General features: G+C 63.0%; 32 protein-coding genes. 12 read left to right on the forward strand and 20 right to left on the reverse strand.

The features are described 5' to 3' along the window. Window positions 1–39: 39 nt before the first annotated feature. The 11 genes from queF to KM031_RS17565 all read right to left on the reverse strand — a co-directional run bounded on the left by queF (window position 40) and on the right by KM031_RS17565 (window position 9,197). A complete protein-coding gene (gene queF, locus KM031_RS17515; RefSeq protein ID WP_215505219.1) occupies window positions 40–504 on the reverse strand; it encodes a preQ(1) synthase in 465 nt (154 codons plus the stop codon). An 18-nt stretch (window positions 505–522) separates the two neighbouring features. After that, on the reverse strand, window positions 523–1,230 hold the full coding sequence (gene queE / locus KM031_RS17520) for a 7-carboxy-7-deazaguanine synthase QueE (protein WP_215505218.1): 708 nt from the start codon (window positions 1,228–1,230) through the stop codon (window positions 523–525). Next, window positions 1,227–1,580: a 6-pyruvoyl trahydropterin synthase family protein gene (locus KM031_RS17525; RefSeq protein WP_215505217.1), complete on the reverse strand. Its 354-nt coding sequence runs from the start codon at window positions 1,578–1,580 to the stop codon at window positions 1,227–1,229. The genes queE and KM031_RS17525 overlap by 4 nt, the downstream gene beginning before the upstream one ends. Continuing rightward, window positions 1,580–2,281 carry a 7-cyano-7-deazaguanine synthase QueC gene (gene queC, locus KM031_RS17530; protein ID WP_215505216.1) on the reverse strand — a complete coding sequence of 234 codons (702 nt, stop codon included), beginning with the start codon at window positions 2,279–2,281 and terminating at the stop codon, window positions 1,580–1,582. Before queC ends, KM031_RS17525 begins: the two co-directional genes overlap by 1 nt. Before the next feature lie 128 nt (window positions 2,282–2,409). Next, window positions 2,410–3,405: a beta-ketoacyl-ACP synthase 3 gene (locus KM031_RS17535; RefSeq protein ID WP_246567068.1), complete on the reverse strand. Its 996-nt coding sequence runs from the start codon at window positions 3,403–3,405 to the stop codon at window positions 2,410–2,412. Then, window positions 3,392–4,648: an adenosylmethionine--8-amino-7-oxononanoate transaminase gene (locus tag KM031_RS17540; RefSeq protein WP_215505441.1), complete on the reverse strand. Its 1,257-nt coding sequence runs from the start codon at window positions 4,646–4,648 to the stop codon at window positions 3,392–3,394. Before KM031_RS17540 ends, KM031_RS17535 begins: the two co-directional genes overlap by 14 nt. Window positions 4,649–4,650: 2 nt before the next feature. Beyond that, window positions 4,651–5,298 carry a dethiobiotin synthase gene (bioD, locus tag KM031_RS17545; RefSeq protein ID WP_260692152.1) on the reverse strand — a complete coding sequence of 216 codons (648 nt, stop codon included), beginning with the start codon at window positions 5,296–5,298 and terminating at the stop codon, window positions 4,651–4,653. After that, complete coding sequence (locus KM031_RS17550) at window positions 5,295–6,419, reverse strand: aminotransferase class I/II-fold pyridoxal phosphate-dependent enzyme (protein WP_215505215.1); 1,125 nt, start codon at window positions 6,417–6,419, stop codon at window positions 5,295–5,297. Before KM031_RS17550 ends, bioD begins: the two co-directional genes overlap by 4 nt. Next, the gene (gene bioB / locus KM031_RS17555) at window positions 6,416–7,411 is read right to left on the reverse strand and encodes a biotin synthase BioB (protein ID WP_215505214.1); all 996 of its coding nucleotides are present in this window, start codon (window positions 7,409–7,411) and stop codon (window positions 6,416–6,418) included. Before bioB ends, KM031_RS17550 begins: the two co-directional genes overlap by 4 nt. Before the next feature lie 89 nt (window positions 7,412–7,500). Beyond that, on the reverse strand, window positions 7,501–8,133 hold the full coding sequence (locus tag KM031_RS17560; RefSeq protein WP_215505213.1) for a GntR family transcriptional regulator: 633 nt from the start codon (window positions 8,131–8,133) through the stop codon (window positions 7,501–7,503). Between the two features lie 158 nt (window positions 8,134–8,291). After that, window positions 8,292–9,197: a LysR family transcriptional regulator gene (locus tag KM031_RS17565; RefSeq protein ID WP_215505212.1), complete on the reverse strand. Its 906-nt coding sequence runs from the start codon at window positions 9,195–9,197 to the stop codon at window positions 8,292–8,294. A 103-nt stretch (window positions 9,198–9,300) separates the two neighbouring features. Here KM031_RS17565 and speB point away from each other — a divergent pair, with 103 nt between their 5' ends. The 4 genes from speB to KM031_RS17585 all read left to right on the forward strand — a co-directional run bounded on the left by speB (window position 9,301) and on the right by KM031_RS17585 (window position 12,707). After that, window positions 9,301–10,269, forward strand: a complete 969-nt coding sequence (gene speB / locus KM031_RS17570; protein WP_371879024.1) for an agmatinase — start codon at window positions 9,301–9,303, stop codon at window positions 10,267–10,269. A 133-nt stretch (window positions 10,270–10,402) separates the two neighbouring features. Beyond that, on the forward strand, window positions 10,403–11,776 hold the full coding sequence (locus KM031_RS17575) for a sodium:solute symporter family transporter (protein ID WP_215505210.1): 1,374 nt from the start codon (window positions 10,403–10,405) through the stop codon (window positions 11,774–11,776). Window positions 11,777–12,378: 602 nt separating this feature from the next. Beyond that, a complete protein-coding gene (locus KM031_RS17580; protein ID WP_215505209.1) occupies window positions 12,379–12,591 on the forward strand; it encodes a hypothetical protein in 213 nt (70 codons plus the stop codon). Next, window positions 12,576–12,707 (forward strand): hypothetical protein, encoded by a 132-nt coding sequence (locus KM031_RS17585; RefSeq protein WP_260692153.1) that lies wholly within the window; start codon window positions 12,576–12,578, stop codon window positions 12,705–12,707. The genes KM031_RS17580 and KM031_RS17585 overlap by 16 nt, the downstream gene beginning before the upstream one ends. Before the next feature lie 495 nt (window positions 12,708–13,202). On the opposite strand, the gene ccoS is transcribed toward KM031_RS17585, so the two are convergent. Genes ccoS through KM031_RS17625 form a run of 8 tightly spaced genes read right to left on the reverse strand, consistent with a single transcriptional unit; the run spans window position 13,203 to window position 18,205 of the window. Further along, on the reverse strand, window positions 13,203–13,424 hold the full coding sequence (gene ccoS, locus KM031_RS17590; RefSeq protein WP_215505208.1) for a cbb3-type cytochrome oxidase assembly protein CcoS: 222 nt from the start codon (window positions 13,422–13,424) through the stop codon (window positions 13,203–13,205). Then, window positions 13,421–14,227 carry a DUF2189 domain-containing protein gene (locus tag KM031_RS17595; RefSeq protein ID WP_215505207.1) on the reverse strand — a complete coding sequence of 269 codons (807 nt, stop codon included), beginning with the start codon at window positions 14,225–14,227 and terminating at the stop codon, window positions 13,421–13,423. The genes ccoS and KM031_RS17595 overlap by 4 nt, the downstream gene beginning before the upstream one ends. Before the next feature lie 12 nt (window positions 14,228–14,239). Further along, a complete protein-coding gene (locus KM031_RS17600) occupies window positions 14,240–14,398 on the reverse strand; it encodes a hypothetical protein (protein ID WP_215505206.1) in 159 nt (52 codons plus the stop codon). Then, a complete protein-coding gene (gene ccoP, locus KM031_RS17605; protein WP_215505205.1) occupies window positions 14,395–15,273 on the reverse strand; it encodes a cytochrome-c oxidase, cbb3-type subunit III in 879 nt (292 codons plus the stop codon). The genes KM031_RS17600 and ccoP overlap by 4 nt, the downstream gene beginning before the upstream one ends. Further along, on the reverse strand, window positions 15,264–15,428 hold the full coding sequence (locus KM031_RS17610) for a cbb3-type cytochrome oxidase subunit 3 (RefSeq protein ID WP_215505204.1): 165 nt from the start codon (window positions 15,426–15,428) through the stop codon (window positions 15,264–15,266). The genes ccoP and KM031_RS17610 overlap by 10 nt, the downstream gene beginning before the upstream one ends. Next, window positions 15,425–16,153 carry a cytochrome-c oxidase, cbb3-type subunit II gene (gene ccoO / locus KM031_RS17615; RefSeq protein WP_215505203.1) on the reverse strand — a complete coding sequence of 243 codons (729 nt, stop codon included), beginning with the start codon at window positions 16,151–16,153 and terminating at the stop codon, window positions 15,425–15,427. The genes KM031_RS17610 and ccoO overlap by 4 nt, the downstream gene beginning before the upstream one ends. Before the next feature lie 4 nt (window positions 16,154–16,157). Beyond that, window positions 16,158–17,783: a cytochrome-c oxidase, cbb3-type subunit I gene (gene ccoN, locus KM031_RS17620; protein ID WP_215505202.1), complete on the reverse strand. Its 1,626-nt coding sequence runs from the start codon at window positions 17,781–17,783 to the stop codon at window positions 16,158–16,160. Then, on the reverse strand, window positions 17,780–18,205 hold the full coding sequence (locus KM031_RS17625) for an Rrf2 family transcriptional regulator (protein ID WP_215505201.1): 426 nt from the start codon (window positions 18,203–18,205) through the stop codon (window positions 17,780–17,782). The genes ccoN and KM031_RS17625 overlap by 4 nt, the downstream gene beginning before the upstream one ends. Window positions 18,206–18,289: 84 nt before the next feature. Between KM031_RS17625 and KM031_RS17630 the strand changes: the two genes are divergently transcribed. From KM031_RS17630 to gdhA, 7 genes are all read left to right on the forward strand, one after another. Then, window positions 18,290–18,463, forward strand: coding sequence for a hypothetical protein (locus KM031_RS17630; protein ID WP_215505200.1), 174 nt, complete (start codon window positions 18,290–18,292; stop codon window positions 18,461–18,463). A gap of 5 nt (window positions 18,464–18,468) precedes the next feature. Then, the gene (locus KM031_RS17635; protein WP_215505199.1) at window positions 18,469–19,497 is read left to right on the forward strand and encodes an NAD(P)H-dependent flavin oxidoreductase; all 1,029 of its coding nucleotides are present in this window, start codon (window positions 18,469–18,471) and stop codon (window positions 19,495–19,497) included. Then, window positions 19,494–20,177: a 5-formyltetrahydrofolate cyclo-ligase gene (locus KM031_RS17640; RefSeq protein WP_215505198.1), complete on the forward strand. Its 684-nt coding sequence runs from the start codon at window positions 19,494–19,496 to the stop codon at window positions 20,175–20,177. Before KM031_RS17635 ends, KM031_RS17640 begins: the two co-directional genes overlap by 4 nt. A gap of 521 nt (window positions 20,178–20,698) precedes the next feature. Next, on the forward strand, window positions 20,699–20,998 hold the full coding sequence (locus KM031_RS17645; RefSeq protein WP_215505197.1) for a YjiS-like domain-containing protein: 300 nt from the start codon (window positions 20,699–20,701) through the stop codon (window positions 20,996–20,998). Window positions 20,999–21,559: 561 nt separating this feature from the next. Then, window positions 21,560–22,039 carry a hypothetical protein gene (locus KM031_RS17650; protein ID WP_215505196.1) on the forward strand — a complete coding sequence of 160 codons (480 nt, stop codon included), beginning with the start codon at window positions 21,560–21,562 and terminating at the stop codon, window positions 22,037–22,039. A gap of 143 nt (window positions 22,040–22,182) precedes the next feature. Continuing rightward, on the forward strand, window positions 22,183–22,602 hold the full coding sequence (gene rnk, locus KM031_RS17655) for a nucleoside diphosphate kinase regulator (protein WP_215505195.1): 420 nt from the start codon (window positions 22,183–22,185) through the stop codon (window positions 22,600–22,602). A 185-nt stretch (window positions 22,603–22,787) separates the two neighbouring features. Next, window positions 22,788–24,143, forward strand: coding sequence for an NADP-specific glutamate dehydrogenase (gene gdhA / locus KM031_RS17660; protein WP_215505194.1), 1,356 nt, complete (start codon window positions 22,788–22,790; stop codon window positions 24,141–24,143). A 15-nt stretch (window positions 24,144–24,158) separates the two neighbouring features. Here the strand turns inward: gdhA and KM031_RS17665 are convergent, their stop codons facing one another. Then, a complete protein-coding gene (locus KM031_RS17665) occupies window positions 24,159–24,698 on the reverse strand; it encodes an anthrone oxygenase family protein (RefSeq protein ID WP_369694657.1) in 540 nt (179 codons plus the stop codon). Window positions 24,699–24,778: 80 nt separating this feature from the next. On the opposite strand from KM031_RS17665, the gene KM031_RS17670 reads away from it, so the two are divergent. Next, window positions 24,779–25,408 (forward strand): TetR/AcrR family transcriptional regulator, encoded by a 630-nt coding sequence (locus tag KM031_RS17670; protein ID WP_246567066.1) that lies wholly within the window; start codon window positions 24,779–24,781, stop codon window positions 25,406–25,408. Window positions 25,409–25,554 lie beyond the last annotated feature (146 nt).

Below are 25,554 nucleotides of genomic sequence, written 5' to 3' on the forward strand. Positions count from 1 at the left end.
GGCGGGGTGCAGGTGCAGTTCCGCTTCGGCGTTCGCCGCTCAGCCGCGCCCGCGATAGGGCGGCACGCCCTGATCCGGGATCCAGACGGAAGACGGCGCTGCGCCCGATTGCCAGAACACATCAATCGGAATCCCGCCGCGTGGATACCAGTATCCGCCGATGCGCAGCCATTGCGGTTCCAGAAACGCCACCAGCCGCCGGGCAATCGACACGGTGCAATCCTCGTGGAAGGCTCCGTGATTGCGGAAGGCTCCAAGGTAAAGCTTCAGCGACTTGCTTTCCACCAGCCACTCGCCCGGCACATAGTCGATCACCAGATGGGCGAAATCGGGCTGGCCGGTCATCGGGCAGAGCGAGGTGAATTCGGGCGCGGTGAAGCGCACGCAATAGGCGGTGTCGGCCTGCGGGTTGCGCACGCGCTCCAGTTCGGCCACCTCGGGGCTGGCGGGCAGCACGGTGGCACCGCCCAATTGCTTGAGATCGCTGTAAATCGTGTCAGTCATCGGGAACTCCTGAAAAGGTCAGACGCCGCGCTGATTGCCCCAGACCCAGACATGCAGCTGCGGCAGCACGCGGGGGGCAAACCAGCCATCGGCGGTTACGGTATCAATCAGTCCGCGCAGGCGCGCGGCGGCGGCTTCCAGATCCACCGGGGCCTCGGGGCCCACCTCGGGGTTGCCGGGTTGCAGATAGAGCGGCAGGCCGGGGTGGCGGGCATGGGCGGCACGGGCAAAGGCGTAATCGGCGGCATCGAAGATCACGAGCTTCATGACCACAGGCGCTGCCCCCGCTGCGGCAAGGCAGGCGTCAAACCGGGCCCAGTCGGTCGCCTCGCCGCTGGAGGGAGGCTTGGGGCTCAGCACCAGCATGTCCAGTGCCGCGAACCAGTCTTGCGCGATGCTGCCCTGCGTCTCGCAGGCAAAGCCATAGCCCTCGGCCCGGCCAAGCGCGATCAGCGGCGCGAAATCCTGTATCGCCGGATTGCCGCCCGAGATCGACACGGTGAGGGGCCGCCCGCCGCTGAGGCTGCGGATGCGCGCCATCACCGCCTCGGGCGTCAGGGCGGCCCAGTCGTGGCGGAACTGGCTGTCCACGGCGTGCAGGCTGTCGCACCATACACAGCGGTAATCGCAGCCGCCCGCGCGCACAAAGACCGTGGGCTGCCCGATCAAGGCGCCTTCGCCCTGCACGGTGGGGCCGAAAATCTCGGCGATGCGCAGGCGGCTCATGGCCGATACTCGGCCCAGGTCTTGGGCGTCTCCGACACCCGCACAGCGGCGGTTTCGGGCCAGCGGGCGGCGCACCAGTCGTAAAAATGCAGCGCCATCGCCTCGGCGGTCGAGGGGCCGGGGAACACATCATTCAGGTGCCGGTGATCAAACTGGCTGTCGATATAGTGTTTCAGCGCCGCAAGCTCGTGATAATCGCGCACGAACCCATCGGCATTCAGCGTCGGTGCGGCCAGTTCGACCATGACGACATAATTATGCCCATGCAGCCGTGCGCATTGATGATCGGCGGGCAGGTGGGTCAGTTGATGTGAGGCGGAGAAGTGGAATTCCTTGCAAATGCGGAACATCACACCCCCGCCCGGTTGGCCACGGCCACACGCCAGAAATCGGGGTCGGCATAGGCGGTCGGGTCGGGCAGGCCCGCCAGATCAAAGGCCTCGCGCCGTTCCACACAGGTGCCGCAACGCCCGCAATGCTGCGCGCCGCCCTTGTAGCAGGACCATGTTTCGGCAAAGGGCGTGCCATTGGCCGCGCCCTCGCGCACGATATCGGCCTTGTTGCGATGCACGAAGGGCGTCCACAACCGCACATCGGCGTAACCATCCAGCGCGGCGCGCTGCATGATGTCAAACGCCTCGGTAAAGGCGGGGCGGCAATCGGGATAGATGAAGTGATCGCCGCCATGCACCGCCGTCGCCACCGCCGCATCGCCATGGGCCGCCGCGATGCCATAGGCCACGGTCAGCATGATGGCGTTGCGGTTCGGGACCACGGTGATGCGCATGGTGTCTTCGGCGTAATGCCCATCCGGCACGTCGATATCATCGGTCAGCGCCGAGCCGGTCAGCGCCGCACCGATGGCGCGCAGGTCGATCAGGTGATGCGGCACGCCCAGCCGTGCGGCGGCGGCGGCGGCAAAATCCAGCTCCTTGCGGTGGCGCTGGCCGTAATCGAAGGAAACAAGCCGGGTCAGATCACGGCTGCGGGCCGTGATATGGGCCAGCGATACGGAATCCAATCCGCCAGAGCAGATGACAAGTGTTTTCATGATCAGTCCTTGTTTTGATAACCGGGTAGGCTGCGACCGGTGCGCGCCGCTTCTAGGGCCTTGAGGGCAGTCCCGCAACCCCGCCAAGGAGTGTTCGCCAGGAAACCGCCGCCGGCATCATTGTGCTGTCAGTGTTGCCAAACCACCGAGCCCCACAATGTTCCCGCGCCGAAGGCCGAAAACAGCATCGGCCCGGGGCGCAGCGGGCCGCGCTGGGCAATGCGGCAGGACAGGGCAAGCGGTATGGTGGCGGCGGATGAGTTGCCATGCCGTGCAAGCGTGCCCAGACATTCTGCATCTTGCAGGTCAAGCCGCTGCCTGACCTTGTCGAGGATACGCTGATTGGCCTGATGCGGAACCCAGGTTGCGATCTCTGGCGCGCCCAGCCCGGCGCCGCTCAGCGCTTCTTGCGCGGAGAGAACCATCCCCTCCACTGCGCGGGCAAAGATGGCACGGCCATCGCGCATCCGCATGGTCAGACCGCCCGCACCGGGGGCAGTGAACGGCAGGCGCGAGCCGCCCCTGTCGATGCGGATCATGTCATAGCCTGCCCCGTCTGACCGCAGCACGACCGCCTTGGGGCCGAGCGACGGATCGGAGGCAGGCCGCAGCAGCACCGCCCCCGCCGCATCGGCAAACAGCACCCGGCTGGCAATTTCGGTCGGCTCGATCCGCCGCGACAGCAGATTGGCCGCCATCACCAGCACCGCACGCCCGGTAATCCGCACATGCCCGGCCCCCAGCACCAGCGCATGCAGAAACCCGGCACAGGCGCCGGCCAGATCCACCGCGCCGCAGTCCAACCCAAGCCGCTGTGCCACCAGCGGCGCCGTGGGTGGCAGCAGGTGATCGGGGGTCGAGGTGGCCAGCAACAGCAGCCCGACCTCGGCAGGTGCCGCGCCCGCCATGCGCAGCGCCATCTCTCCGGCAGGCACCGCCAGATCGCTCAGCGCCTGATCCGGTGCGGCGTAGTGGCGGCTGCGAATGCCGGTGCGCGCCTCGATCCAGCCTGCGGGCAGGGCCAGATCGGCCTCGATCTCGGCATTCATCACCCGGCGCGCGGGCAGATAATGGCCAAAACCTGCCATGGTGACCCCGCGCGCCGCGCCCTCAGCCCAGGTCATCGGCGGCCTCCAGCAGGGCATCGTGGCAGGCGGTCAACTCGGCCCCGGTGCTGCAATAGGGCGGCAGCAGGTAGACCGTATTGCCCAGCGGGCGGATCAGCAGGTTGCGTTCGATGAAAAAGCGCAAGAGCGCCGAGCCAGTCTCGGCCATATAGCTGCCCGGCCCGCCGATCTCGGCGGCCAGAAGCGTGCCAAGCTGGCGCGCGCCACGGATCTTCGGGTGGGCGGCCAGCCGGGCTAGCCCCTTGGCCTGCGCCGCCGACACGGCGTCGATCCGGGCCTGCACCGGCTCGTTCGCCCAGATCTCCAGATTGGCAACCCCGGCGGCGCAGGCAATCGGGTTGGCGGTATAGCTGGAGGAATGGAAGAAGGTCTTGCGCCGGTCCTGCGACCAATGCGCGGCAAAGATCTCCTCGCGGCACAACGTCACCGCCAGCGGCAGATGGCCGCCGGTTATGCCCTTGGACAGGCACAGGATATCCGGCACGACCCCGGCATGGTCACAGGCCAGAAACCGCCCGGTGCGGCCCCAGCCGGTCATCACCTCATCAGCGATCAGCAGCACGCCGTGGCGGGCGCAGATTGCCGCCATCTCGGCCAACAGGGCAGGGGGGTAGAACAGCATCCCCCCCGCGCCAAGGGCCAGCGGCTCCAGCAGCAGGGCCGCCGTTTCGGGGGCACGGGCCAGATGGTCCAGCGCGTCCAGCGTTGCCTGTTCGCGCCCCGGTGCGGGAAAGGGGATACGGTCTACCGCGTACAGCAGCGGGTCATAGGGCTGGGTAAAGACACCCCGTTCGCCCGCCGACATCGTGCCGACGGTATCGCCGTGATAGCCGTTTTCCATCACCACGATGCGGTGCCGCGCCGCGCCCCGGTGGCGGAAATGGCCAAGCGCCATCTTGATCGCCACCTCCACCGCGGTCGAGCCGCTGTCGGAAAAGAACAGCCGGGTCAGGGAGGGCGGCAGATGCGCGAGCAGCAGCGCGGCAAATCGCTCGGCGGGTTCGTGGGTATGGCCCGCAAAGATCACCTGATCCAGCCGCCCGGCCTGATCGCGGATCGCCTGCACGATATGCGGGTGGCAATGGCCATGCGTGACCACCCACCACGACGAGACGGCATCAAACACCCGCGCCCCCGCCGCATCGGTCAGCCAGGCCCCCGAGGCAGAGGTGATCGTGCGCATCTGCGGGAACAGCGCATGCTGGGTGAACGGGTGCCAGATCGGCGAGGCTTTGGGCATCCTCATGCCTGCGCTCCAAGTTCGAAGGCGTCGGTGGCGAAGCCCGCTTCAAAGCCCGCGCGCAGGCTGGCGGGGGTGACGGTGCCCAGCCGGGGCAGGCGGCCCAGATGGCGGGCCCCGCCCATGCGGCAGATGGTGTCCTCGACTTGCGGCTCGGCGCTGCCGATAAAGGCCACACCATGCAGCGGCACGCCAGCCCGGCGCAGGGCTGCAATGGACAGCAGGCTGTGATTGATGGTGCCAAGCGCGGTTCGGGCGCAGAGGATCACCGGCATCTGCCAGCGCGCAAACACATCCAGAAAGGTCGTCCGATCGTTCAGCGGCACCATGAGGCCGCCCGCGCCCTCGATCACCAGGGGCCGCGCGGGCGGTGGGGTGAGGGCGCTGTCGTCGATCTGCACACCCTCGGCGTCGGCCGAGAGATGCGGCGAGGCGGGCAGGCGCAGGCGGTAAGCCTCGGGGGGGCAAAAGGCCCCGGTCAGGCGGGCAACGGTCTGGCTGTCGGTCTCCTCCTCCAGCCCGGATTGCACGGGTTTCCAATAGCTTGCACCCAGACGTGCAACCAGCCCGGCAGAAAACAGCGTCTTGCCGATGCCGGTATCCGTGCCGGTCACGATGAAGGCGGGGGGCACGATGAAGGTGGGGGTCACGCAAGCACCTGTTGCAGCGCGGTAAAGGCAGCGGGCAGCGCCGATGCGGGCGGGTTGAGGGTCAGCGACAGGCGCAGCCGCTCGGCCCCTTTGGGCACGGTCGGCGCGCGGATGGCGCGAATGTCAAAGCCCTGCGCGTGCAGGGCGGCGGCGGCGGCAAGGCAGGCGGCATCGCCGGGCAGGATCACCGGCAGGATCTGGCTGCCCGAGGGCGCGAGGCCAATGCCGCGCGCCAGATCGCCCGCCTGCGCCACCCGCGCCAGCAGGGCAAGGCGGCGGGTCGGATCGGCCTCCAGATGCGCCAGCACACCGCGCAGTACCTCGGCCAGCAGGGGCGAAGGCGCGGTGGCATAGATAAAGCTGCGCGCCCGGTTCACCAGCAGTGCCACCAGCACCGGGTCGGCACAGACCAGCGCGCCCTGCACCCCAAGCGCCTTGCCGCAGGTGTGCAGCGTTACCACTTGTTCCAAGTGGGCAAAGGGCGCGGCAAGGCCCCGGCCTTCCGGCCCCCAGATTCCCGTCGCATGGGCCTCGTCAACGATCAGAAAGGCCTGCTCTTCAGCCGCAAGCGCGGCCAGGTCGGCCAGAGGCGCGAAATCGCCATCCATGGAATACACGCTTTCCACCGCCAGCCAGACCTGGCCTTTGCCGCCCTGCGCCCGCCAGTGCCGCAGCGCCGCGCGCGCGGATTGCGGATCGTTATGGGCAAAGGCGCGGGTTTCGGCGGCGCCAAGGCGCATACCGTCCCGCGCGCTGGCATGGATCAGTGCATCATGCAGCACCAGATCGCGCGCGGCGGGCAGGGCACTGAACAGCGCCAGATTGGCGGTGTAGCCCGCGCCGAAATACAGCGCCGCGCCGCTGCCGAAATGCGCGGCGGCGGCGGTTTCCAGCGCGGTGAACGCGTCGTGATTGCCGCGCAGCAGCCGCGCCGCGCCCGCGCCGGGGGAAAGCCCACGCTCCAGTGCCGCGCGGGTCAGATCGCGCAGCAGGTCAGACCCCGCCAGCCCCAGATAATCGTTCGAGGCGAAATCCACCCCCGCCACAGGCCGCAGCGCACGGCTGCGCCCGCGCTGATCCAGCGCCTGCAACAAGCCGCGCTGTGTGTTCAGCAGGCTCATGCGTCACCGGCAGCGCCGCTACAGCGGGGCGCTTCGGGGCGCAGGCCCAGCTTTTGGAACAGCTGCATATCCCGATCCTCGCCGGGGTTGGCGGCGGTCAGCAGCGTGTCGCCCATGAACAGCGAATTGGCCCCGGCAAAGAAGCACAGCGCCTGCATCTCGTCGCTCATTTCCGTGCGGCCCGCCGACAGGCGCATATGGCTGCGCGGCATCAGGATGCGGCCAAGGGCGATGACGCGCACAAACGCAATCGGGTCCACCGGGGCGGCCTTGGCCAGCGGCGTCTCTGCAATCGGGATCAGCATGTTGATCGGCACGCTTTCGGGATGTTCGGGCAGCGTGGCCAGCGTGAGCAGCATGTCGATCCGGTCGCCCGCCGTCTCGCCCATGCCAAGGATGCCGCCGGAGCAGACCTTGATCCCGGCCTCGCGCACACGAGCGAGGGTGTCGATCCGGTCGGCAAAGCTGCGGGTGGTGATGACCTCGGGGTAGAAGGCTTCCGAGGTGTCGATATTATGGTTGTAGTAATCCAAGCCCGCGCCCTTCAGGCGCAGCACCTGAGTGTCATCCAACATGCCAAGTGTCATGCAGGTTTCCATGCCCAGCTCGCGCACGCCACGCACCATCGCCTCGATGGCGGGCATGTCGCGGTCCTTGGGGCTGCGCCAGGCTGCGCCCATGCAATAGCGCGTGGCGCCCGCCGCCTTGGCCTTGCGCGCCTCGGACAGCACGCGCTCCACCTCCATCAGTTTGGAGGCAGAAAGCTGGGCACCATTGCGCGCTGATTGGCTGCAATAGCTGCAATCCTCGGGGCATCCGCCGGTTTTCACCGACAGAAGGCGGCTCATCTGCACCCGATTGGGGTCGAAATGCGCCCGATGCACGGATTGCGCCCGATACAGTAGATCCACGAAGGGTAAATTATAGATAAATTCTGCCTCTGCGCGCGTCCAGTCGGTTCTGATTTCGTTAATCTGTATATCTTTAGGCATCACATTCCTCCGCGCACACCGAGTCGGTGACGCTGGAATGCCAAAATATATATCTTTCGTCCAGAAAATCCGATGAAGTTATGAATTATCTATAAGCTGCGCGACAGATGGCCCCGGCGGATATGCTGCACCAGCACGGTTGCCGCGCGCTCGGCCTCGCCACTGCGCAGGGCGGCCAGGATGGCCTTGTGTTCCCGGTCGTCGCGGGGCAGGGACAGCCGCTGCCGCCCGCCCAGTTGCACCTCGCCCCGGCGCAGCACGGAATTGAGCCTGCCAATCTCGGCCAGCAGCCCCGGCATCGGGCAGGGCGCGATCAGACAGCTGTGAAAGCTGCGGTTGGCCTCGCCCCAGGCGGCCTCGGTCTGTGCGAGGCTACAGGCCTGATCGGCAGCGACCAGCTTGGCCAGATGGCCGGCCGGGTAATGGGCAAAGGCATGGCGCAGCGCCAGCCCCTCCAGCACGGCGCGCATCTCCAGGGCTTCGAAATGGCTGGCCGCATCTACGCCCGCCACCCGCACGCCCCGGCGCGGCAGAGATATTGCAAGGCCCATGGCCTCCAGCCGCCGAAACGCTTCGCGCACGGGAACGTGGCTGGCGGCAAAGCGCGCAGCGATGTCATTTTGCAGCAGGCGCGCGTTGGGCAGGAGCTGACCGCTCTCGATTTCTGCGGAAAGCGAGGTCACAATGCGATCAACAAGTGTGGGATCGGTGTCTTCAGCCATGACATGGACCTACCTCTCCACCGCGAAAGTTCCAACAGCAATCGTCTGCCCGCAAACCAATCTCCGGCGTGGCCACTTGCTATTGAGGATGCTCGCAGGCCCTTGGCAGATCAATGCCGTCGCCGGATTTATGCCCCCTGCCGACAAGCACAGTCGCCTCACGCATCAGAGAGGTCGTCGTCCGTCGGGGAAAGCTCGCGCAGGAAGGACCGGATCAACCGGCTGTCCTTGCGATCAGCGCGTGTAATCGCGCAGAAACGAATATGGTAGCTGAACACCTTGGGCATCAGTTCCTGCAGTTGACCTTGCTGAACCCAATGCAGGGCAAAGTGATCAGGCAGAAACCCCAGGTAGCTGCCCGTCATGACAAGGATGCCAATACCTTCGATCGAGTTTGTCCGGCTGACGATCCGCAGCCTGTCACCATGAATGCCCAGCCTGTCGCTGAGCAGATAGTCTGGTGATGCAATCTCGGCCGCGTAAATGTCTTCCTTGCTACAGGTTTTCCCGAAGAGCGGATGGCCCTGACTGCAATAAAGCGACATGCGTTCTCTGTGCATGTCCTGATAGTTCAGATCGTCAGCACGGCTATGGGCGGGCAGGAAACCGACATGCGCCCGCCCGTCGCGAATTGCAGCGCGCACGCCCGAGGGCGGCAAGACGATCAACTCGATCCGCACGTCCGGCGCGCGCGATTTGTAGCGCGCGATATGTTCCGAAATCCGGTTCTTGTGATCCGAAAGCGTGCTTTCGGTGATGGCAAGCCGCAGCTCTCCCTTGATGCCTAACCTGTAGCCCTTCAACTGCTCGGACACATCATCCATCGCGCTCATCAGCCGTTGGGCGGCCTGAAGCACGAACTCGCCATCCGGTTCCAGCGTGAAACCGCCGCGACCGCGCGTGCAGAGCCGGAGCCCCGTGCGGGCTTCAAGGTCTGACATCGCCCGGCTGACCGCGGCTTCGCTGAGGCCAAGCTTGACCGCCGCGGGCGAGAAGCCCTTCTCGGCGGCGACACAATGAAAGACCTTCAGAAGGCGGATATCGCTGATGGCCAGGTTGAACATCACTTACCTTTGGCGCAAGTAAATATACATAAACTTGCATTTATTTTGGTTTGCGGCCTCTGACAAGGTTTCTCGCACAGAGCGAGGAAAGCAGATGACCAAATTGAAATCAGAACTCTATCAGCCGCTGTCGTCGGATGTGGTGCCACGCTATGCCGGCATTGCCACCTTCATGCGCCTGCCATACGTCGCATTGGAGCAGGCAACCGATCTGGATATCGGGATCGTTGGGGTTCCGTGGGACGGCGGCACGACCAATCGGGCGGGCGCACGTCACGGCCCGCGCCAGGTGCGCGAGATGTCGGCCTTGATGCGGCGCTATCATCCGGTTCTGGACATCAGCCCCTATGCAATCGCGAATTGCGCCGATCTGGGGGATGCTCCGGTCAATCCGCTGGAGATCCTGGGCACTCTGGACGGTCTGACGGCGCATTATCGGCAGATTGTCGGACGGGGGATCACTCCCTTGTCCGTCGGCGGCGATCACTTGGTGACGCTGCCGATCCTGCGCGCTCTGGCCGAGTGTCATGGTCCGTTGGGCATGATCCAGTTCGATGCCCATTCAGACCTGTGGGATGTTTATTTCGGCGGCAGCGAATACGCGCATGGCACACCCTTCCGGCGCGCGATTGAAGAAGGGATCCTCGATCCGAACCGTCTGGTCCAGATCGGTCTGCGAGGCGGACTTTACAGTGCCGAGGACAATGCCTGGGCGGTCGAGCAGGGCGTGCATCAATTCCCGATCGAGGTTGTGGATGAGCGGGGTTGCGACGCCGTTCTGGCCGATGCGCTCCGGCTGGTCGGAGCAGGGCCGACCTATGTGACATTTGACATCGACTGCCTGGATCCGGCCCATGCGCCGGGCACCGGAACACCCGAGGTCGGCGGCTTCACCACATTGCATGCACAAAGGATGCTGCGCCGCCTGCGCGGCGTGAACCTCGTCGGCGCGGATGTCGTGGAGGTCTCGCCCCCTTTCGATCCCGGCGGAGCAACCGCACTGGCCGGTGCAACGATGTTGTTTGAACTGATCTGCCTTCTGGCAGAGCACCGGGCAGCGACCACCGGCTGACGGTTCCAAGTCTGGTGGGCCACATTCGCGGGGAGGCGGGTGGCCCAGCCAATAATCGCAAAAGCAACGGGTCCATGCAGGCAATCTTTCGGGATCGCCTGAGAGATGGACTTTCATATGGGAGGAGCATGAAATGGTGATCGATGTTGTGATTGTCGTCGCGTATTTCGCGATGATGATCGTGTGTGGAATTGTGGCAATGCGTCGGCTTAAAAGCACGGTGGATTATCTGGTGGCGGATCGCAATCTGCCGTTCTGGGTGTTTTTCCCCTGTCTGTCGGCCGTCATTCTGGGTGGTGGATCGACCTTTGGCTCTGCCTCGCAAAGCTATCAGTTCGGCCTTTCGGGCGCATGGATCACATTCATGTTCGGTCTGGGCGTCGTTTTCATCGGGCTGTTCCTCGCTGGCAGGATCGCCAAACTTGATGTGTTCACGCTGAGCGAGTTGCTTCAACGCCGATATGGCCATGGCAGTGGCTATGTGAGTGCCATCGTTTCCACGATCTATACCGTTCTGATTGCAGTGGTCCAGATCATCGCCTTGGGAACCATTCTGAAAGAATTGCTTGGCTGGAGCCTCAATGCCGGTATTCTTGCCGGCGGTATGGTGACTGTGATCTACACCATGATCGGCGGGATGATCGCCATTACCATCACGGATTTCTTGCAGTTCGTGCTTATGACCATCGGCGTCATCCTGCTGCTGATCTTCGGGATTGACGCGGCAGGCGGGGTTCACGCCGTTACCCAGGCGGTGCCCCCAGAATTTCTGACGCTGACGAATATCAGTGGCCAGCGCCTTCTGGGATTGTTCCTGTCACTGTTCCTCGGGATCATGATTGGGCAGGACATCTGGCAGCGGATTTTGACGGCCCGGAGCCAAAACGTTGCCAAGGCCGGATCAATCTTTGCAGGCCTCTATTCCGTTGGTTGGGGGGCCGCGATGGGCATCTGTGGCATATTGGCGTATATTCTCTTGCCTGACCTTGCATCGCCCCAGTCTGCCTTGCCTGCGCTCGTCATAGAAGTGTTGCCCGCGGGGTTGAGCGGCATCGTCCTTGCCGCCCTGATGTCAGCCCTGATGTCGACTGTCAGCGCCACGGTTCTGGCATCTGCCACGCTGGTGACGAATGACATCCTGAAACCTCTGCTGCACCTGAGCGAAGCGGCCGAGTTCAACATCTCTCGCGCCCTCACGGCGGTGGCGGGTGTTGTGGTCATCCTGCTGTCGATTTACATCGGGGATGTCTTCGTCGCTCTGGATACTGCCTATTCCTATCTCTCGGGCTGTTTGTTCGTGCCGATCATGGCGGCCCTGTTCTGGCCAAGGGCAATTTGGCAGGGCGCAATCGCCTCGATCCTCGTGAGCGCGATCGCCGTGACGGCGAGCCTGGCGATGTATGGCCCGACCAGCGTCGCACCGATCATGCTCGGCATAGGCTCAAGCGCAGTTGTGATGATCCTGGTGAGCTTGCTTCTGGCGCATTCGCCTGCTGCACGGAACTGACTGTAAATCGGGCGGGTTTCACTCTGAGACCCGCCCGCACCGGCACGCGCCGGTTTTGCCGCTTCAGGAAATGGCTGTTCTGGCTGAGCGACCATTGACCAGATACTGGATGTGTGATGGCGTCTCCTCCCACCGTTCTGACGTGCTGTTCCCAATGCAACCCACAAGCTGTAGGCCGCGCCCTGATCGGCCGCTTTTGCGCGCTCGACCCCGGTCGAAGCGCCGGTGTTGGTCAATGACGCCAGTCGTGGTGGGAATGAACGCGCGGCCATACTTGGCGGTGGTTTCAGTGATCGGCGGGCCATGTTTAGGAATTACAGATATATTACATAACTATCATTATCGGATTCATCCTTTCACCCGCGCTGGCTGTGCCGACATGCCGCTCACCAAGACCAACTGCTGGGCGAACGCGGGGCCTGCTGTGACCAGTTCCACCAGGACGGATCGCCGCTCAGGCCAATACAGCTGCCTTCCTCTGGGCTGCGGATGAATCCTCTTCCGTCAAGGCCACGGAAAGCCTCGAGCAGGTCCACGAGCTCGTTCAGGAAATCCCGGACAGGGAAGGGCTGAAAGAGGCCATCGACCTCAACACCCGCAGCATGACAGCGGAACTGCCGATTGCGCTGGCCAATATCTGGAAAATGGAATCCGCCCAGCTGATGGGCATGGGCGAAGCGGGCGTCACTTCAGGCGACGGTGACACTGTGGCCCAACAATTGAGATGGCCTTTCTTTAGGAAGTCTCTAAGCTGCCTTTGCTGCCAGACCAAGGCAGTGAACAAAAAAGGATATGGACAATGGCCAAAGGCATGACCAAACGACGACGTGATGAGAAAAAACCCAAGAAAGAAGTTGTGAAAGTGATCGCGGCTGCGCCCAGTATGAAAAACGCCGTGGCAGTAAATACCCCCAAAACCAAGCCCAGGTAAAACCACAGATCGGCGGCCTCTCCGGGTCGGTCTGATATGGTTCAACGTCGACCGGAGATGCTGCCGATCTATTTCAGCGAGATTTTTTAAAAGGCCAACAGTGCGCAACTTCGACTCCCCAAGTCAAAAATATGCCCTGACGATTTTTCTGAGTATTTGCGGTTCAGAGTTCTGATCTTCGGTGCACGGTGTTTAAAAGACGCACATTCAGGACATCTCACACAGAGGCAGGCACGATTTTCGACACTTCAGGTCGATTCCTTGGTCTGGGCGTCGGCAAAGAAGCCCGGCGTTACGGTTGCTTGATACGCGGAGAATCAACGATTGGCCTGCAAGAATTTCTTGCTGGTCGTTGCCGGACGCGCGTGCTTGCCTCCGATTCGAGTCGAAGGTGCTGAGCGTCAGGATTCGGCCCTCGGCATTCACGGACAGTTGAAGCACACGAATGGCGTATTCGGGGCGGGGGCGGCCATTCACGCCTGCGTCATGGCCGGATCATGGCCTGCGGTTGGGTGCAGTGAGATCAAGGCTGGCAGCCGGTTTTCGGTCAGGGCTTTCGCCCCCCGGGCGTGCGATGGGTGTGTCAGGGGCATTCAGGACACGGGCCGCAGCACCGGAAAGGTCGTCATATTGATCGTGCCGCATGGCCCAGAAGAAAGCGCACAGTCCGGTCAAGCCAAGACCGATCGACACCGGGATGAGGAAGAAATAGTTCATGTGCCGCCCCTATCGGATGGTCGCAAAGCGATCCAGGCGTGCCAGGTGCCGTGACCCAGCAGCGGAAAGATCACGATCAAGCCCAAAAGCCCGGTGGCGGCCGACAGTGCAAAGCCCAGCGTGACGATCAGCCCCCAAGGCAGCACGGCCCGCAGGTTCTGCGCGGTGATGGCGAAGGATGTGCCAAGGGATGTCAGGGCATCCACCCGCCGCTCCAGCAGCATCGGTATGGAAAACAGGCTGATCGCCATGGCAAAAGCCGCGAACAGGCCGCCGACCGCTGATCCGGTCAGGATCAGAGCCCAGCCGCGTGGCGTAGTCAGCAGTTGCGCCAGAATCTGGTCAAAGCCCGGGAACGGCAGCATCCCGAAGAACAGCGCGTAAAGCAGGTCCGCCGCGCGCAGCCACAGCACAACCAGAAGGCACGACAGCAGTCCCGCGAACACCAGTTGCCCGCCCGATGCGGGACGCACCAGCAGCATTTGCGCCAGGGTAGCCGGGGCGTCGCTGTGCCGACGGCGGCTTTTCTCGTAAAGCCCGATTGCCAGCAGCGGGCCTATGACCAGAAACCCCGACAGGGCCGGAAAGATCAGCCAGGGCAGGCCCGCGCGCATCAGACCAAGGATGACACAGGCCGACAGGATGAACACGGCAAGGCCGTAGGTCAAACTTTGCGCCGGGCGGTCGCGCAGATCGGCCCAGCCTGCGGCCAGCCATTGCAGAGCCGCGCCCGCTGGCAGGTGGCGGGCAAAGCGGTCTGGCGCGGCCAGCCGCGGTTCGATGGCGGGAAGTGGTTCAAGCATCGGCGTGGCCTTTCAACATCCCGGTTTCGCGGCGGCCTGGCCCGGTCGTTCGGCGACACAGCCCGGTTGCGACCGGAAGGCCAGATCGACGAGTTGCCAGTTGGCGCCGATCACCAGCGCCAGACCTGCGACAATTGCAACGGCGATCCAGACGCGCGGTGGCACGGTCATGGCGCATCTCCGGCTCCATCAACGGACAAGCCCTCGACATACAGGGCCATCATGCGGATTTCAGCATCGGACAACCGGCCCTGCCAGGCGGGCATGACACCTTGCCGCCCGTTGAGAAGAATCTGCCGGATCGTCGTGGGGGCGCCACCGTAGAGCCAGTCTGCATCGGTCAAGTCGGGTGCGCCGGTGCCTTCAAGGCCACGCGCATCCGCCCCATGACACCCCGCGCAGTTGGTCTGGAACAGCACCGCCCCTTCGGCAGGATCGTCGGGGATCACGCCGTTTGCGAGTGTCAGGACGTAGTCGGTCACCACCGCGATTTCGGCCCGGGTCAGCAGACCATCGCGGCCAAAGGGGGGCATCTGGGCAAAACGGGTGTCCGGGTGCGGACTGTTGATGCCATAACGCAGCGTCGTTTCGATTTCCTCCGCAGTGCCACCCCACAGCCAGATATCATCGGAAAGACGCGGAAAGCCTGGGCCACCTGTGCCGTCGGCACCGTGGCAGACCTGGCAATTCTGGCCGAACAGCGGGGCCGCCGTGGCCTTGGCACGCGCCATCAGATCAGGGTTTTCGCGGATCGTGTCGAAATCCTGCGTGGCAAGCGCCGCCATCCAGCTGGCCCGCGCGGTGGCTGCGGCGGCAAGGTCGGCGGCCACCGCGTCTTGCTGATCGCCGCCCAGCAGACCCTTGGTATAGGTATTTCCCAGTGGCCAGGTCGGAAAAAGCAGCCAGGCGATCACCGCATAGATATGCGTCACCGCCAGAAACCACAGCACGATCCGTGGCACCGGAGAGTTCAATTCCTTGATGCCATTCCAGTCGTGCCCGGTGGTCAGATACCCCGAGATGGGGTCGCGCTCCGTCACGGACATGGCCGATCCTCCGCCGTCAGGATGGATGCCGCGGCACGCTCGGCCGCAGACTTGCGGGACGGTCGGTAGGTGTGGATCACGATCAGGATGAAAAAACCCATCAGGTAGAACAGCCCGAAGGTTTTCGCGAGGAAGAGTGCAAGATCATGGCTCATGGAGCGGCCCCCGACGCATAGGGGGCCTGTGTCAGTTGTCCCAGCACCTGCAGATAGGCCACCAATGCGTCCATCTCGGTCAACCGATCCGCGCCCGAGAATGGCCTGAGGGTCGTCGCCTCGCCATAGCGGGCAATCAACCCCTCGGCCCCGTCACTGTCAGGACGGGTCTGCGCCAGCGCATCGCGGGGTGCGTTGGCGATCATTTCGGCCGTGTAGGGCACACCCAGACGGCTTTGGGCGGCCAGATGCGCCCCAAGGTCGGACACAGGCAGCGGCGCATCGGCCAGCCAGGGATAGGCGGGCATGATCGAGCTCGGCACCACGTCGCGTGGATTGATCAGATGCGCCACATGCCAATCGTCGGAATACTTGCCGCCCAGCCGCGCGATGTCCGGTCCGGTGCGCTTTGACCCCCAAAGCATCGGATGGTCATACTGGCTTTCCGCAGCCAAGGAATAGGGACCATACCGCTCCACCTCGTCGCGCAGGGTGCGGATCATCTGGCTGTGGCAGGCATAGCAGCCTTCGCGGATATAGATATTGCGTCCTGCCAGTTCCAGCGGCGTATAGACGCGCATGTCGGGCACGGTTTCCACCGTCTCGTCGATGGTGAACAGCGGAAGGATTTCCACCACGCCGCCCACGCTGGCCGCAAGGATGATGGCGACCACAAACCCGACCGAGTGCTTTTCAAGGTTGTAATGTGCTTTGAACAGGGACATCCGCCTACTCCGCCGCTTGGGGGGCAAGGGGCAGATCGCTGGCCGATCCGCGTGCGCCGCGCACCGTCAGCCAGATGTTCACCGCCCCCACACAGATGCCCGCCAGAAACAGCGCGCCGCCGATCACCCGGGCGATGTAGAAGGGGCGCATCGCCTCCATGCTGTCGATAAAGGAATAGTTCAGCGTGCCGGCGGCATTGTAGGTGCGCCACATCAGCCCCTGCGTGATGCCCGCGTTCCAAAGCGCGAAGACGTAGGTCAAAAGCCCCGCCAGTGCCAACCAGAAGTGCCACTCCACCAACTTCGGCGAGTGCATCGCCGCGCGACCCCAGATCTGCGGGATGACCGAATAGAACGCGCCGAATGTCACCATCGCCAACCATCCCAGCGCGCCGGAATGGACGTGGCCCACCGTCCAGTCGGTGTAATGCGACAGCGCGTTGACCGGGCGGATCGCCAGGAACGACCCCTCGAATGTGGACAGGCCATAGAACACCGCGGCCACAAACATGAAGCGCAGCGTCGCGTCGTCGCGCACCCGGTGCCAGGCGCCGTTCAACGTGGCCAGCGCATTGCCCGCCGATGCCCAGCTCGGCACCAGCAGCATCACGGAAAACGTCATGCCAAGGTTCTGCACCCAGGTCGGCAGGGCGGTGTAATGCAAGTGGTGAGAACCGACCCACAGGTAGAAGAACGTGATGCCCCAGAAGCTGATGATCGACAGCCGGTAGGAAAAGATCGGCCGCTGCGCCCTGACCGGCAGGTAGTAATACAGCATCCCCAGAAAGCCCGATGTCATGAAGAACGCCACCGCGTTGTGGCCATACCACCATTGCACCATCGCATCCTGCACACCCGAAAAGGCCGAATAGCTTTTCGACCCGGTCCAACTGATCGGCAGGGCGGCGGCATTGACGACATGTAACATCGCCACCACAACGATGAAGGCGAGGTAATACCAGTTGGCGACATAGATATGCGGCTCGGCCCGGCGCTTCAGCGTGCGCAGATACAGGACGAGATAGACCAGCCAGACGATCACCAGCCAGATATCGGCATACCATTCGGGCTCGGCATATTCCTTGGACTGGGTGACGCCGATGAAATAGCCCGACACCGCCCAGACCAGGAACAGGTTGTAGCCGATCAGCACGACCCATGGGCTGAGTTGATCCGCAAGTCGCGCCCGACAGGTGCGCTGCATGACGTGGAAAGACGTGGCGATCAGCGCGTTGCCGCCAAAGGCGAAGATAACACCCGTCGTATGCACGGGGCGCAGACGGCCATAGCTGGACCACGCCTGCGAAAAGGTTGCCTCGGGCCAGACCATCAGGGCCGCCACCCACAGCCCGATGGCCATGGCAAACACCCCCCAGACCATCGCCAGCACGATGCCTGCCTTGATCGGGTCGTCGTAATACCGCTGCAGTCGCGCCGGATCGGGAGAGGGTTCCTCCAGCACACCGCCCACGGCGAAGACGAGGGTGATGCCAAGCGCCAGCGCCATGAAGCCGTGCACGGCAATCGGATCCTGCCTGCCGAGCGCCGCCATGGTCAAGCCCAGAAGAGCCAGACAAATCGCCAGGAACAGGGCGAGATGCCTTTCCGTTCTGGTCAGTCGCGCGATCATGCGCTTACCGCCCTTTCCATCGGTGGCAGGGCTACCTCTGCCAGGGTCGAGCGATCCAGGTCTGCCAGAAACGCTGCCTCGGCCGAGCGCAACCGTGACTTCAGGCGGCAGCAGCCGGTGACGGTGCATGTTCCCCCGGATACCTGAAAACAGTCCACCAGCGGCTGCCCTGCCTCCAGCAAGCGCACGATGTTGCCAAGCCTGATCTCATGGGCAGGCTTCGCAAGGATTGCCCCTCCGCCGCTGCCGCGCCGGGTGGCGACGATGCCTGCCTGCGCCAGCGTGGACATGATCTTGGTCAGGTGATGGCGGGATAAGGCAAACTCATCGGCCAGATCGGCGGTCGAAAACGCGCGGTCAGGTTCAGACGCCATCCGCATCAGCGCGCGCAGTCCGAAATCGGTGAAGGAGGTCAGGCGCATCGAGGCTCCGCTTTAATCGGTATTTACAATGCATATTAACGGGGTTTACGTTTGGCGCAAGCCGTGACTCACGGAACGCCCTACATGACCGCCTCCGATATCCTTCGCAGTGCCCGCCCAGACGTCACCGTCGATCTGATGCGGCGCACGGGGCTGGATGACGCCATGCTTGTCCGGCCAAAGAATGAGGTGCTGTTTTTCGCGGTTCGAGCCTGCAGCCTGATCAACCCTGTCGCCGCCACGCTTTCCAGGGAGTAACGCCGATGATCGCCAACCACCTGCACACCCCTGTCTGCACGCTTCTGGGCTGTGATCTGCCTATCCTGCTCGCTGGCATGGGGGGCGTGGCACGATCAGAACTGGTCGCTGCGGTGGCGCAGGCGGGCGGCTACGGCATCTTGGGGATGGTGCGCGAAACTCCGCAGTTGATCGCGCAGGAAATCGCCGCGGTGCGATCTCGCACCGACCGGCCCTTTGCGGTGAACCTGATCCCGGCGGCCACCGACCCTGCCCTTCTGGATGCCGAACTGGGCATCTGCCTTGATCTTGGGGTGCCTGCGATGTGCTTTTTCTGGGATGTGGTGCCTGCAGCCGTGGCGCGGGCCAAGGCGGGCGGCTGTCTGGTGCTGCATCAGGTCGGCTCGCTGGACGCGGCCCTTGCCGCCGAGGCGGCGGGCGCGGATGTGCTGATCGTGCAGGGGGTCGAAGCGGGCGGCCACGTTCATGGCACGGTCTCGGCGCTTGTGCTGGTGGAACAGGTGGTCCGCGCGGTAAAGCTTCCGGTCATCGCCTCGGGCGGGTTTGCAACCGGGGCAAGCCTGGTCGCCGCGCTGGCACTTGGGGCGCAAGGCATCCATTGCGGCACGGCCTTTCTGGCCACGGTCGAATCCTTTGCCCATGACGACCACAAGGCCCGCGTTCTGGCAGCGTTGGCCGAAGATACCGTGCATACCGATATCTATGCGTTGAACTGGCCGCCCAATACGCCGGTCCGGGTGATCCGCAATTCGGTGATCGAGGGCCTTGGCCCCAATCTTATGGGACAACGGCCTGACCTGTTGCCACGCGAGGTCATCGCCACCGAGGACGGCCGCCCTCTGCTGCGCTACAGCACCGATTCCCCTCTTCGCACCACGACGGGCAACCTTGAAGCGATGGCGATCTACGCCGGGCAAAGCGTCTCTCTGATTGACACGCTGCCGACGGCGGCCGGACGCGTGACGGCGATCATGGAAGAGGCGCACAGGGCCCTCGCCCGTCTGGACACCATGACTAGGGGAGGTGCCGCATGACCGGCGATGACCATAACGCGCGGGGCTATGCCTCTCCCCCTTGCCTTGCACATGAGATCGACCCTGCATATTTCGACCCGCTTGCCACCGACGCGGCTCAGACGCGCGACGTGGTGCGCTGGCGCAAGGCCGAGAGGGTGCGCTTGCTGGCCGAACGCGCCGCCCTGCCGGTTGCAGTCCGACAGGACGCCGCCGCACGGATCATGCCCCATCTGGAAACCGTGATCCGCGCGCGGTTCGGGCGGATCGAGGGTCTGACGATCTCGGCCTGGTGGCCGATCAAGGCCGAACTGAACCTGCGGCATTGGCTGGTCGATCTTGTCGGGCGGGGTGCGACGGTGGCATTGCCGGTTGTTCTGACTGCGGGCACCCCATTGGTGTTCCGGCGCTGGACGCCGGATTGTCCTATCGTGCAGGGCATCTGGAAGATCCCCGTCCCTGCCGAAGGGCCCGAGGTGGTGCCGGACGTGACCCTGGCACCCGTGGTGGGATGGGATACGGCGGGCTTCCGGCTGGGCTATGGCGGCGGCTACTTCGACCGGACGCTGGCCGCGCTGACACCGCGCCCCTTCGCGATCGGTATCGGGTTGCAGGCAGCGCAGGTGCAGACGATCTTTCCCCTGCCCCATGATATTGCGATGGATGTGATCGTGACCGAGGCGGGGCCGCACGCCCCATAAACCCCTGGGCTGCGCGGTCCAAACGCCAGAAGACCATGGCGCTCATTCCGAACCCACTATCGCAATGATTGCGCGGACGACAGGTTTGGAAATGGGGCGAACCATACTGAAATGTCTGGAACGCTCCTGACACGGCTCAATCGGCGCGCCCGTCAAGTCTGAACGCGCGTCGCATGTGTCAGGAAACCTGGCCGCTCGGCGCCTTCGCGCCGACTCCAAAGAGAGACTTGGGCCACCCAGATTGCAATTTGGTGTTTGAAAGGCCATATGAGGGGCATGACGATGTTCAGCTTCCATATGAGGGTCCTGCGGTCGGCAGGAATTCTACTGAACCGCCGGTAGCCCCGGGCGGCCCAAGCCGTTGTGCTTGGCTACGCTTCGGGGATTTTTCCGAACAAGCATCTCTCAAAGGATCGCTGCAAAGGCGGGATATCTGTCGGCTGGCCAATGCGCCTTCGACGTGCCGACATCCAGTGATTTGAGACACCTCGATTCAGTGGTTTCAAAATTGGGGACACAACATGTCTGCTCACATGAAATATCATGCGCCTGATCGCGCAGTCACACGCGCATCCAACTCCCGGTGGACGAACGTCATTCTGCGAGGGTGGCAAAACGCCATCCAGAACTGGCAACGGCGGAAAATGATCGCGGCTCTGGAAGCCTTGGATGACCGGATTCTCTTGGACATCGGCATTGATCGCAGCGAGATCAACCGCGTTGTTGATGGGTTCAGCGACGCAGAACTGCGTATGGCTCCGATTGCGCCTGATCCGAACTCCCATGACGTGTCATACGCCAACCTCAGGCGGGCTGCGTAAAGCGCTCGTTTGAGAACAGCATCGCGCGCCTCCTGATAGGTGCGGCGCGCGCAATGCGGCAAGGCCCGTTCAGCTGATCTTTGGGAGATGACAAATGATGCTTTGCAGAGCCGACTTCGTAGCGATCTCAGACTTCTTCAGCCCAGCTAAGGCCGACCCGGCGCAGTGCGAGGCAGGCGTTGGTCGAAGCCGAGGTGCGCGATCCGCTTGGCAGAAGCCATGCCCGTTACGCCGCAGAGCGGGCAGTCGACCGCGTCACTTTCCGACCGGTCCAATGCAGGTAGAGAAGATATCACAGAACCGCGCGCATCAGCCCAAGCGAGGGCTCCATAGGGTGCATTTCGGTGCACATCGTCAGTCTGTGTGCCATTGACTCCTCGGGCCATGATCTGCAGTTTCAACGAATGATAACCATATCTATCCTGTTTCGGATTTTTCTTCAGAACCGCCCCCTGCCCGGGGCGGTCTGAACAGGCATAGGCTGCGTTACCGCTCCGGGTCCTCCACCTCATCCCAAAACCCTAGTGAAGTGACGGCGGAAGTGCCGTCTGAGGAGGAAGTATGAACATTTCCGGACAGCATGAACCTATCGTCGAGTCTTCCGAAGTCCGAAAGGATGGATATGCAGCTTTGTGCCAACTTGCAGTGAGTTGCACTCTGGCCAAAAGCGACCGCCGTGCCTTGGCGGAACACATTCTACGGGCGGACAAGATTGGTACGGGAGCCTTCGCGATGCTGACGCGATTGCTCAGCCAGAAGCTGCTCTACGCAACCGTTCTTGATGATGACAAGGTCTGCCCCACTATCGCAGTCGGCGGATCAGGCATCACTTATGCGATCGACGAACTCGAGCCCCAGGACGGACAGCTTTTCCACTATGACGAGTACGCACTGGGCCAGAACGGGATTCATGTCGGATCGCTGCTGGGCGCGACACTGATCGGCATGAAGGCGGGTGCCCGTGGCCCCTTTCTTCAAGCGAACGGAACATTCCGGAGCGTGCACTTGCTCAGTGTCAGGCACTGTTTGCCCGTAGCCTGACATCTCGCACAGCAATTCCGGGGTCTGCGTCGCCGAGCCCGGAGACTGCCCGCGAGTACAATTCACAAACGGATACATGCCTCGCTTGCAAGATGCTGTTTTGCAATTTCAGCCACTTTCGCAACAGTTGAAAAGGAAAAGATATGACGACGATTCCCAACAGCCCCTCTGCGCGGCTTCCGAAGATCCATCTGGACAAGTCGCTGGTTGGTCGCTTCGAGGCGCTTGCTTCCGCAATGATGCGGCGCTCTCCGGAAGTCGGCGAGCGCCTGATGGATGAAATCGCGCGCGCGAAACTGGTTGCTCCAGGAAAATTGCGCGACGATATCGTGACGATCGGAAGTGAGGTTACCTACCGTGATCTGGGAACGGGCCGGCTGCAGACCGTCTCTGTGGTCTATCCGGAAGATGCTGACATCGACCAACATCGCATCTCTGTCCTGACGCCGGTCGGTGTTGCCCTGCTTGGTCTAAGCCCAGGCGCTGCAATCTCCTGGATCACGCGAGACGACGAGACACGTCAACTTGAAGTCGTGACGGTCAAGCCTCCGACGACGCAATAGCCTCGAACCGCGTGGTTCCGCCGCACCGCTGTCATGCCGTCGCTGAGTTCCCTCAACGCGTCGCGTGACAAGTGTTGCGGGGACACGATTTATTTCCCGGGCTGAAATTTTATTTCCTTTGCTGAAATTGTCCGCTAAATGAGCAAAAAGCAGGCGTCCAGCAGACAGTTCCAAGAGGTGGCCCGATGAACAGTATCGACGAGAAACTCCAACCCATCCTTGCCGAAGTCGTCCGTCGCAATGCGGGCGAGCCCGAGTTTCATCAGGCCGTTCACGAGGTGCTGGAAAGCCTTGGTCGCGTGGTGGCAAAACATCCGCACTACCTCGACCACGCCCTTATCGAACGCATCTGCGAACCCGAACGCCAGATCATCTTCCGTATCCCATGGGTGGATGACAAGGGCCAGGTTCAGATCAACCGGGGCTTTCGGGTGCAGTTCAACTCGGCCCTTGGCCCCTACAAGGGCGGGATGCGGTTCCACCCGTCGGTAAATGTCGGGATCATCAAGTTCCTCGGCTTCGAGCAGACCTTCAAGAACGCGCTGACCGGCATGCCGATCGGCGGCGGCAAGGGTGGGTCGGATTTCGACCCCAAGGGCCGGTCGGACGCCGAGATCATGCGCTTCTGCCAGTCGCTGATGACAGAGCTGCATCGCCATCTGGGCGAACAAACCGACGTGCCTGCGGGCGATATCGGCGTCGGCGGGCGGGAAATCGGCTATATGTTCGGCCAGTACAAGCGCTTGAACAACCGGTTCGAGGCCGGCGTGTTCACCGGCAAGGCGCTGGCCTACGGCGGGTCACGTGCGCGCACGGAGGCGACGGGCTACGGCAACACCTATTTCGTGCAGGCGATGCTGGAAACCAAAGGCACCTCGTTCGACGGCAAGAAGGTCGTGGTGTCGGGCTCGGGCAACGTGGCCATCTATACCATCGAAAAGGTGCAATCCTATGGCGGCAAGATCATCGCCTGTTCGGACAGCTCAGGCTATGTCGTCGACGAGAACGAGATTGATCTGGACCTGTTGAAAGACATCAAGAATGTGCGGCGCGAACGGATTTCCGAATACGCCCGGCGCAGGGGCCAGGGCGCGCATTTCATCGCCGCTGACAAGGGGTCGATCTGGGATGTGCCTTGCGATGTGGCGATGCCGTCAGCCACCCAGAATGAACTGTCGGGCAAGGATGCCGCCACGCTGATCAGGAATGGTGTCATCGCGGTGGGCGAAGGTGCGAACATGCCCTCGACGCCCGAAGCCATCAAGGCGTTCCAGGATGCAGGCGTGATGTTCGCGCCCGGCAAGGCTGCCAACGCGGGCGGGGTGGCCACATCGGCGCTGGAGATGCAGCAGAACGCCAGCCGCGACAGCTGGACCTTCGATCAGACCGAGGCGCGGCTGGCCACCATCATGCGCGGCATTCACGATAGCTGCTACCAGACAGCCGAGGAATACGGCGCGCCGGGCAACTATGTGCTGGGTGCAAATGTGGCAGGTTTCGTGCGGGTTGCCGAAGCAATGCGCATGCTGGGTGTGATCTGATCCTGCACAGGTCTCCTATCTCGGACCATTCCGATCGGGATAGCTGGTGGTCTTTCGCCTGAACGGCACCATCGAGATCAACCCACCGATCGTGGCAAGGAGCGCGATGCCCGAAGCGGTGGTGCGGATCTGGTTCCAGACCTGCCAGGGCCTTGAATACTCGGCCCAGATGTGGCGTGCCGCCTCGATGTCCTCCGGCACGGTGACACCGGCAAGCACCTCGTTCATCGGCACATTGACGATCATGGTCAGCACCATCCCGCAGCACAGGTAGATGACGCCGCCAAGCGAAAAGCCGAGCGCCCCGCTCCGGAAGCCATCCCGCAGCAAGAGCCCGCTGGTCAGCAGCAGAGCAAAGGGCGTTCCAAAAAAGGCCGGCGCGAATACCACATTGCGCACCGAGGCGTTCATTGCCTGCATCGCTGCGATGGCAACGCGCGGGTCGGCAGCATCCAGCCCCCACATGGTCGAGCAGACCCAAGCGTAAAAGAAGCCGAAGATCGCTCCGCTCAGGAGCATGGATAGAAAGACCATTCCCGTGGTTGTGTTACGCACCTTGCGCCTCCAATCCGTACACATCTATACGCATTGTCAAATCCGTATAGATGTGTACGGATCTTGTAAAGCCTCGACCGATGATGGACGATCTGACGATGGACGACACGACCCGACAAAGGCGCGAAGCCACGATCCATGCCGCCGCCTATGCATTGCTGGCGCAGCACGGCTATGGCGGCACGTCGATGCTGCGCATTGCGCGGGCCGCGCAGGCCTCGAACGAGACGCTCTATCGCTGGTATGGTGACAAGGACGGGCTGTTCACGGCCATGGCACGCGAGAACGCCGCCGATACGCGGCGCCTGCTAGAAAATGCGCTGGAGTGCCATGACGACCCATGGGAAGCGCTTGCCGCCGTGGCGCCGACCTTCTTGCGGATGATCCTTGGTGACCGGGCGATACTGTTGAACCGTGCGGCTGCCGCAGACCCAACTGGTGCCCTCGGGGCGGCGATCTCGGCGGGCGGGCGTGAGGAGATCCGGCCGCTGATCTGCCGCCTGATGGAACGGCTTTGCACAGGATCGCACCACGACCCGAATCAAGTCACTGGCTGGTTCCTCGGAGTGCTTCTGGGCGATTTGCAGGTTCGGCGCATTATTCACGACCAACCCGCCCTGTCCGAGCAGGAAATCGTCCTACGCTGTAACGGCACCTTGGCGACGCTCAGGCGGCTGACGACCGAAGCATGCGCCAGTAGCGGTCCGTGAGCCGGGGATGTCTGCGGTGGCCCTGCTCCGAGACCGGTGCGCCGCGCGCATCACCGGCGAAGAGGTTGCCCACTCACTGGATTGGCACCGGATGCGCAGGACAGCGAAACCCTTCGCGGAGAAGGGCCATCGCAGGTGGTCATCGT

The sequence above is a fragment of the Gemmobacter fulvus genome (assembly GCF_018798885.1).
Classification (GTDB): Bacteria; Pseudomonadota; Alphaproteobacteria; order Rhodobacterales; family Rhodobacteraceae; genus Gemmobacter; species Gemmobacter fulvus.

What these genes read in the sequence shown, in the direction of transcription:
- KM031_RS17630 (WP_215505200.1), top strand. Translation starts at nt 18,290, where the DNA reads ATGACCGCCTCCGATATCCTTCGCAGTGCCCGCCCAGACGTCACCGTC.
- bioB (WP_215505214.1), bottom strand. Translation starts at nt 7,411, where the DNA reads ATGCCTAAAGATATACAGATTAACGAAATCAGAACCGACTGGACGCGC.
- KM031_RS17560 (WP_215505213.1), bottom strand. Translation starts at nt 8,133, where the DNA reads ATGGCTGAAGACACCGATCCCACACTTGTTGATCGCATTGTGACCTCG.
- KM031_RS17650 (WP_215505196.1), top strand. Translation starts at nt 21,560, where the DNA reads ATGAACATTTCCGGACAGCATGAACCTATCGTCGAGTCTTCCGAAGTC.
- KM031_RS17565 (WP_215505212.1), bottom strand. Translation starts at nt 9,197, where the DNA reads ATGTTCAACCTGGCCATCAGCGATATCCGCCTTCTGAAGGTCTTTCAT.
- KM031_RS17610 (WP_215505204.1), bottom strand. Translation starts at nt 15,428, where the DNA reads ATGAGCCATGATCTTGCACTCTTCCTCGCGAAAACCTTCGGGCTGTTC.
- KM031_RS17525 (WP_215505217.1), bottom strand. Translation starts at nt 1,580, where the DNA reads ATGTTCCGCATTTGCAAGGAATTCCACTTCTCCGCCTCACATCAACTG.
- KM031_RS17595 (WP_215505207.1), bottom strand. Translation starts at nt 14,227, where the DNA reads ATGCTTGAACCACTTCCCGCCATCGAACCGCGGCTGGCCGCGCCAGAC.
- KM031_RS17580 (WP_215505209.1), top strand. Translation starts at nt 12,379, where the DNA reads ATGACAGCGGAACTGCCGATTGCGCTGGCCAATATCTGGAAAATGGAA.
- KM031_RS17600 (WP_215505206.1), bottom strand. Translation starts at nt 14,398, where the DNA reads ATGACCGTGCCACCGCGCGTCTGGATCGCCGTTGCAATTGTCGCAGGT.
- KM031_RS17625 (WP_215505201.1), bottom strand. Translation starts at nt 18,205, where the DNA reads ATGCGCCTGACCTCCTTCACCGATTTCGGACTGCGCGCGCTGATGCGG.
- KM031_RS17640 (WP_215505198.1), top strand. Translation starts at nt 19,494, where the DNA reads ATGACCGGCGATGACCATAACGCGCGGGGCTATGCCTCTCCCCCTTGC.
- KM031_RS17535 (WP_246567068.1), bottom strand. Translation starts at nt 3,405, where the DNA reads ATGACCTGGGCTGAGGGCGCGGCGCGCGGGGTCACCATGGCAGGTTTT.
- ccoN (WP_215505202.1), bottom strand. Translation starts at nt 17,783, where the DNA reads ATGATCGCGCGACTGACCAGAACGGAAAGGCATCTCGCCCTGTTCCTG.
- gdhA (WP_215505194.1), top strand. Translation starts at nt 22,788, where the DNA reads ATGAACAGTATCGACGAGAAACTCCAACCCATCCTTGCCGAAGTCGTC.
- KM031_RS17645 (WP_215505197.1), top strand. Translation starts at nt 20,699, where the DNA reads ATGTCTGCTCACATGAAATATCATGCGCCTGATCGCGCAGTCACACGC.
- KM031_RS17585 (WP_260692153.1), top strand. Translation starts at nt 12,576, where the DNA reads ATGGCCAAAGGCATGACCAAACGACGACGTGATGAGAAAAAACCCAAG.
- KM031_RS17540 (WP_215505441.1), bottom strand. Translation starts at nt 4,648, where the DNA reads ATGCCCAAAGCCTCGCCGATCTGGCACCCGTTCACCCAGCATGCGCTG.
- queC (WP_215505216.1), bottom strand. Translation starts at nt 2,281, where the DNA reads ATGAAAACACTTGTCATCTGCTCTGGCGGATTGGATTCCGTATCGCTG.
- ccoP (WP_215505205.1), bottom strand. Translation starts at nt 15,273, where the DNA reads ATGTCCGTGACGGAGCGCGACCCCATCTCGGGGTATCTGACCACCGGG.
- KM031_RS17575 (WP_215505210.1), top strand. Translation starts at nt 10,403, where the DNA reads ATGGTGATCGATGTTGTGATTGTCGTCGCGTATTTCGCGATGATGATC.
- ccoO (WP_215505203.1), bottom strand. Translation starts at nt 16,153, where the DNA reads ATGTCCCTGTTCAAAGCACATTACAACCTTGAAAAGCACTCGGTCGGG.
- KM031_RS17670 (WP_246567066.1), top strand. Translation starts at nt 24,779, where the DNA reads ATGATGGACGATCTGACGATGGACGACACGACCCGACAAAGGCGCGAA.
- KM031_RS17550 (WP_215505215.1), bottom strand. Translation starts at nt 6,419, where the DNA reads ATGAGCCTGCTGAACACACAGCGCGGCTTGTTGCAGGCGCTGGATCAG.
- queE (WP_215505218.1), bottom strand. Translation starts at nt 1,230, where the DNA reads ATGAGCCGCCTGCGCATCGCCGAGATTTTCGGCCCCACCGTGCAGGGC.
- ccoS (WP_215505208.1), bottom strand. Translation starts at nt 13,424, where the DNA reads ATGAACTATTTCTTCCTCATCCCGGTGTCGATCGGTCTTGGCTTGACC.
- rnk (WP_215505195.1), top strand. Translation starts at nt 22,183, where the DNA reads ATGACGACGATTCCCAACAGCCCCTCTGCGCGGCTTCCGAAGATCCAT.
- KM031_RS17635 (WP_215505199.1), top strand. Translation starts at nt 18,469, where the DNA reads ATGATCGCCAACCACCTGCACACCCCTGTCTGCACGCTTCTGGGCTGT.
- queF (WP_215505219.1), bottom strand. Translation starts at nt 504, where the DNA reads ATGACTGACACGATTTACAGCGATCTCAAGCAATTGGGCGGTGCCACC.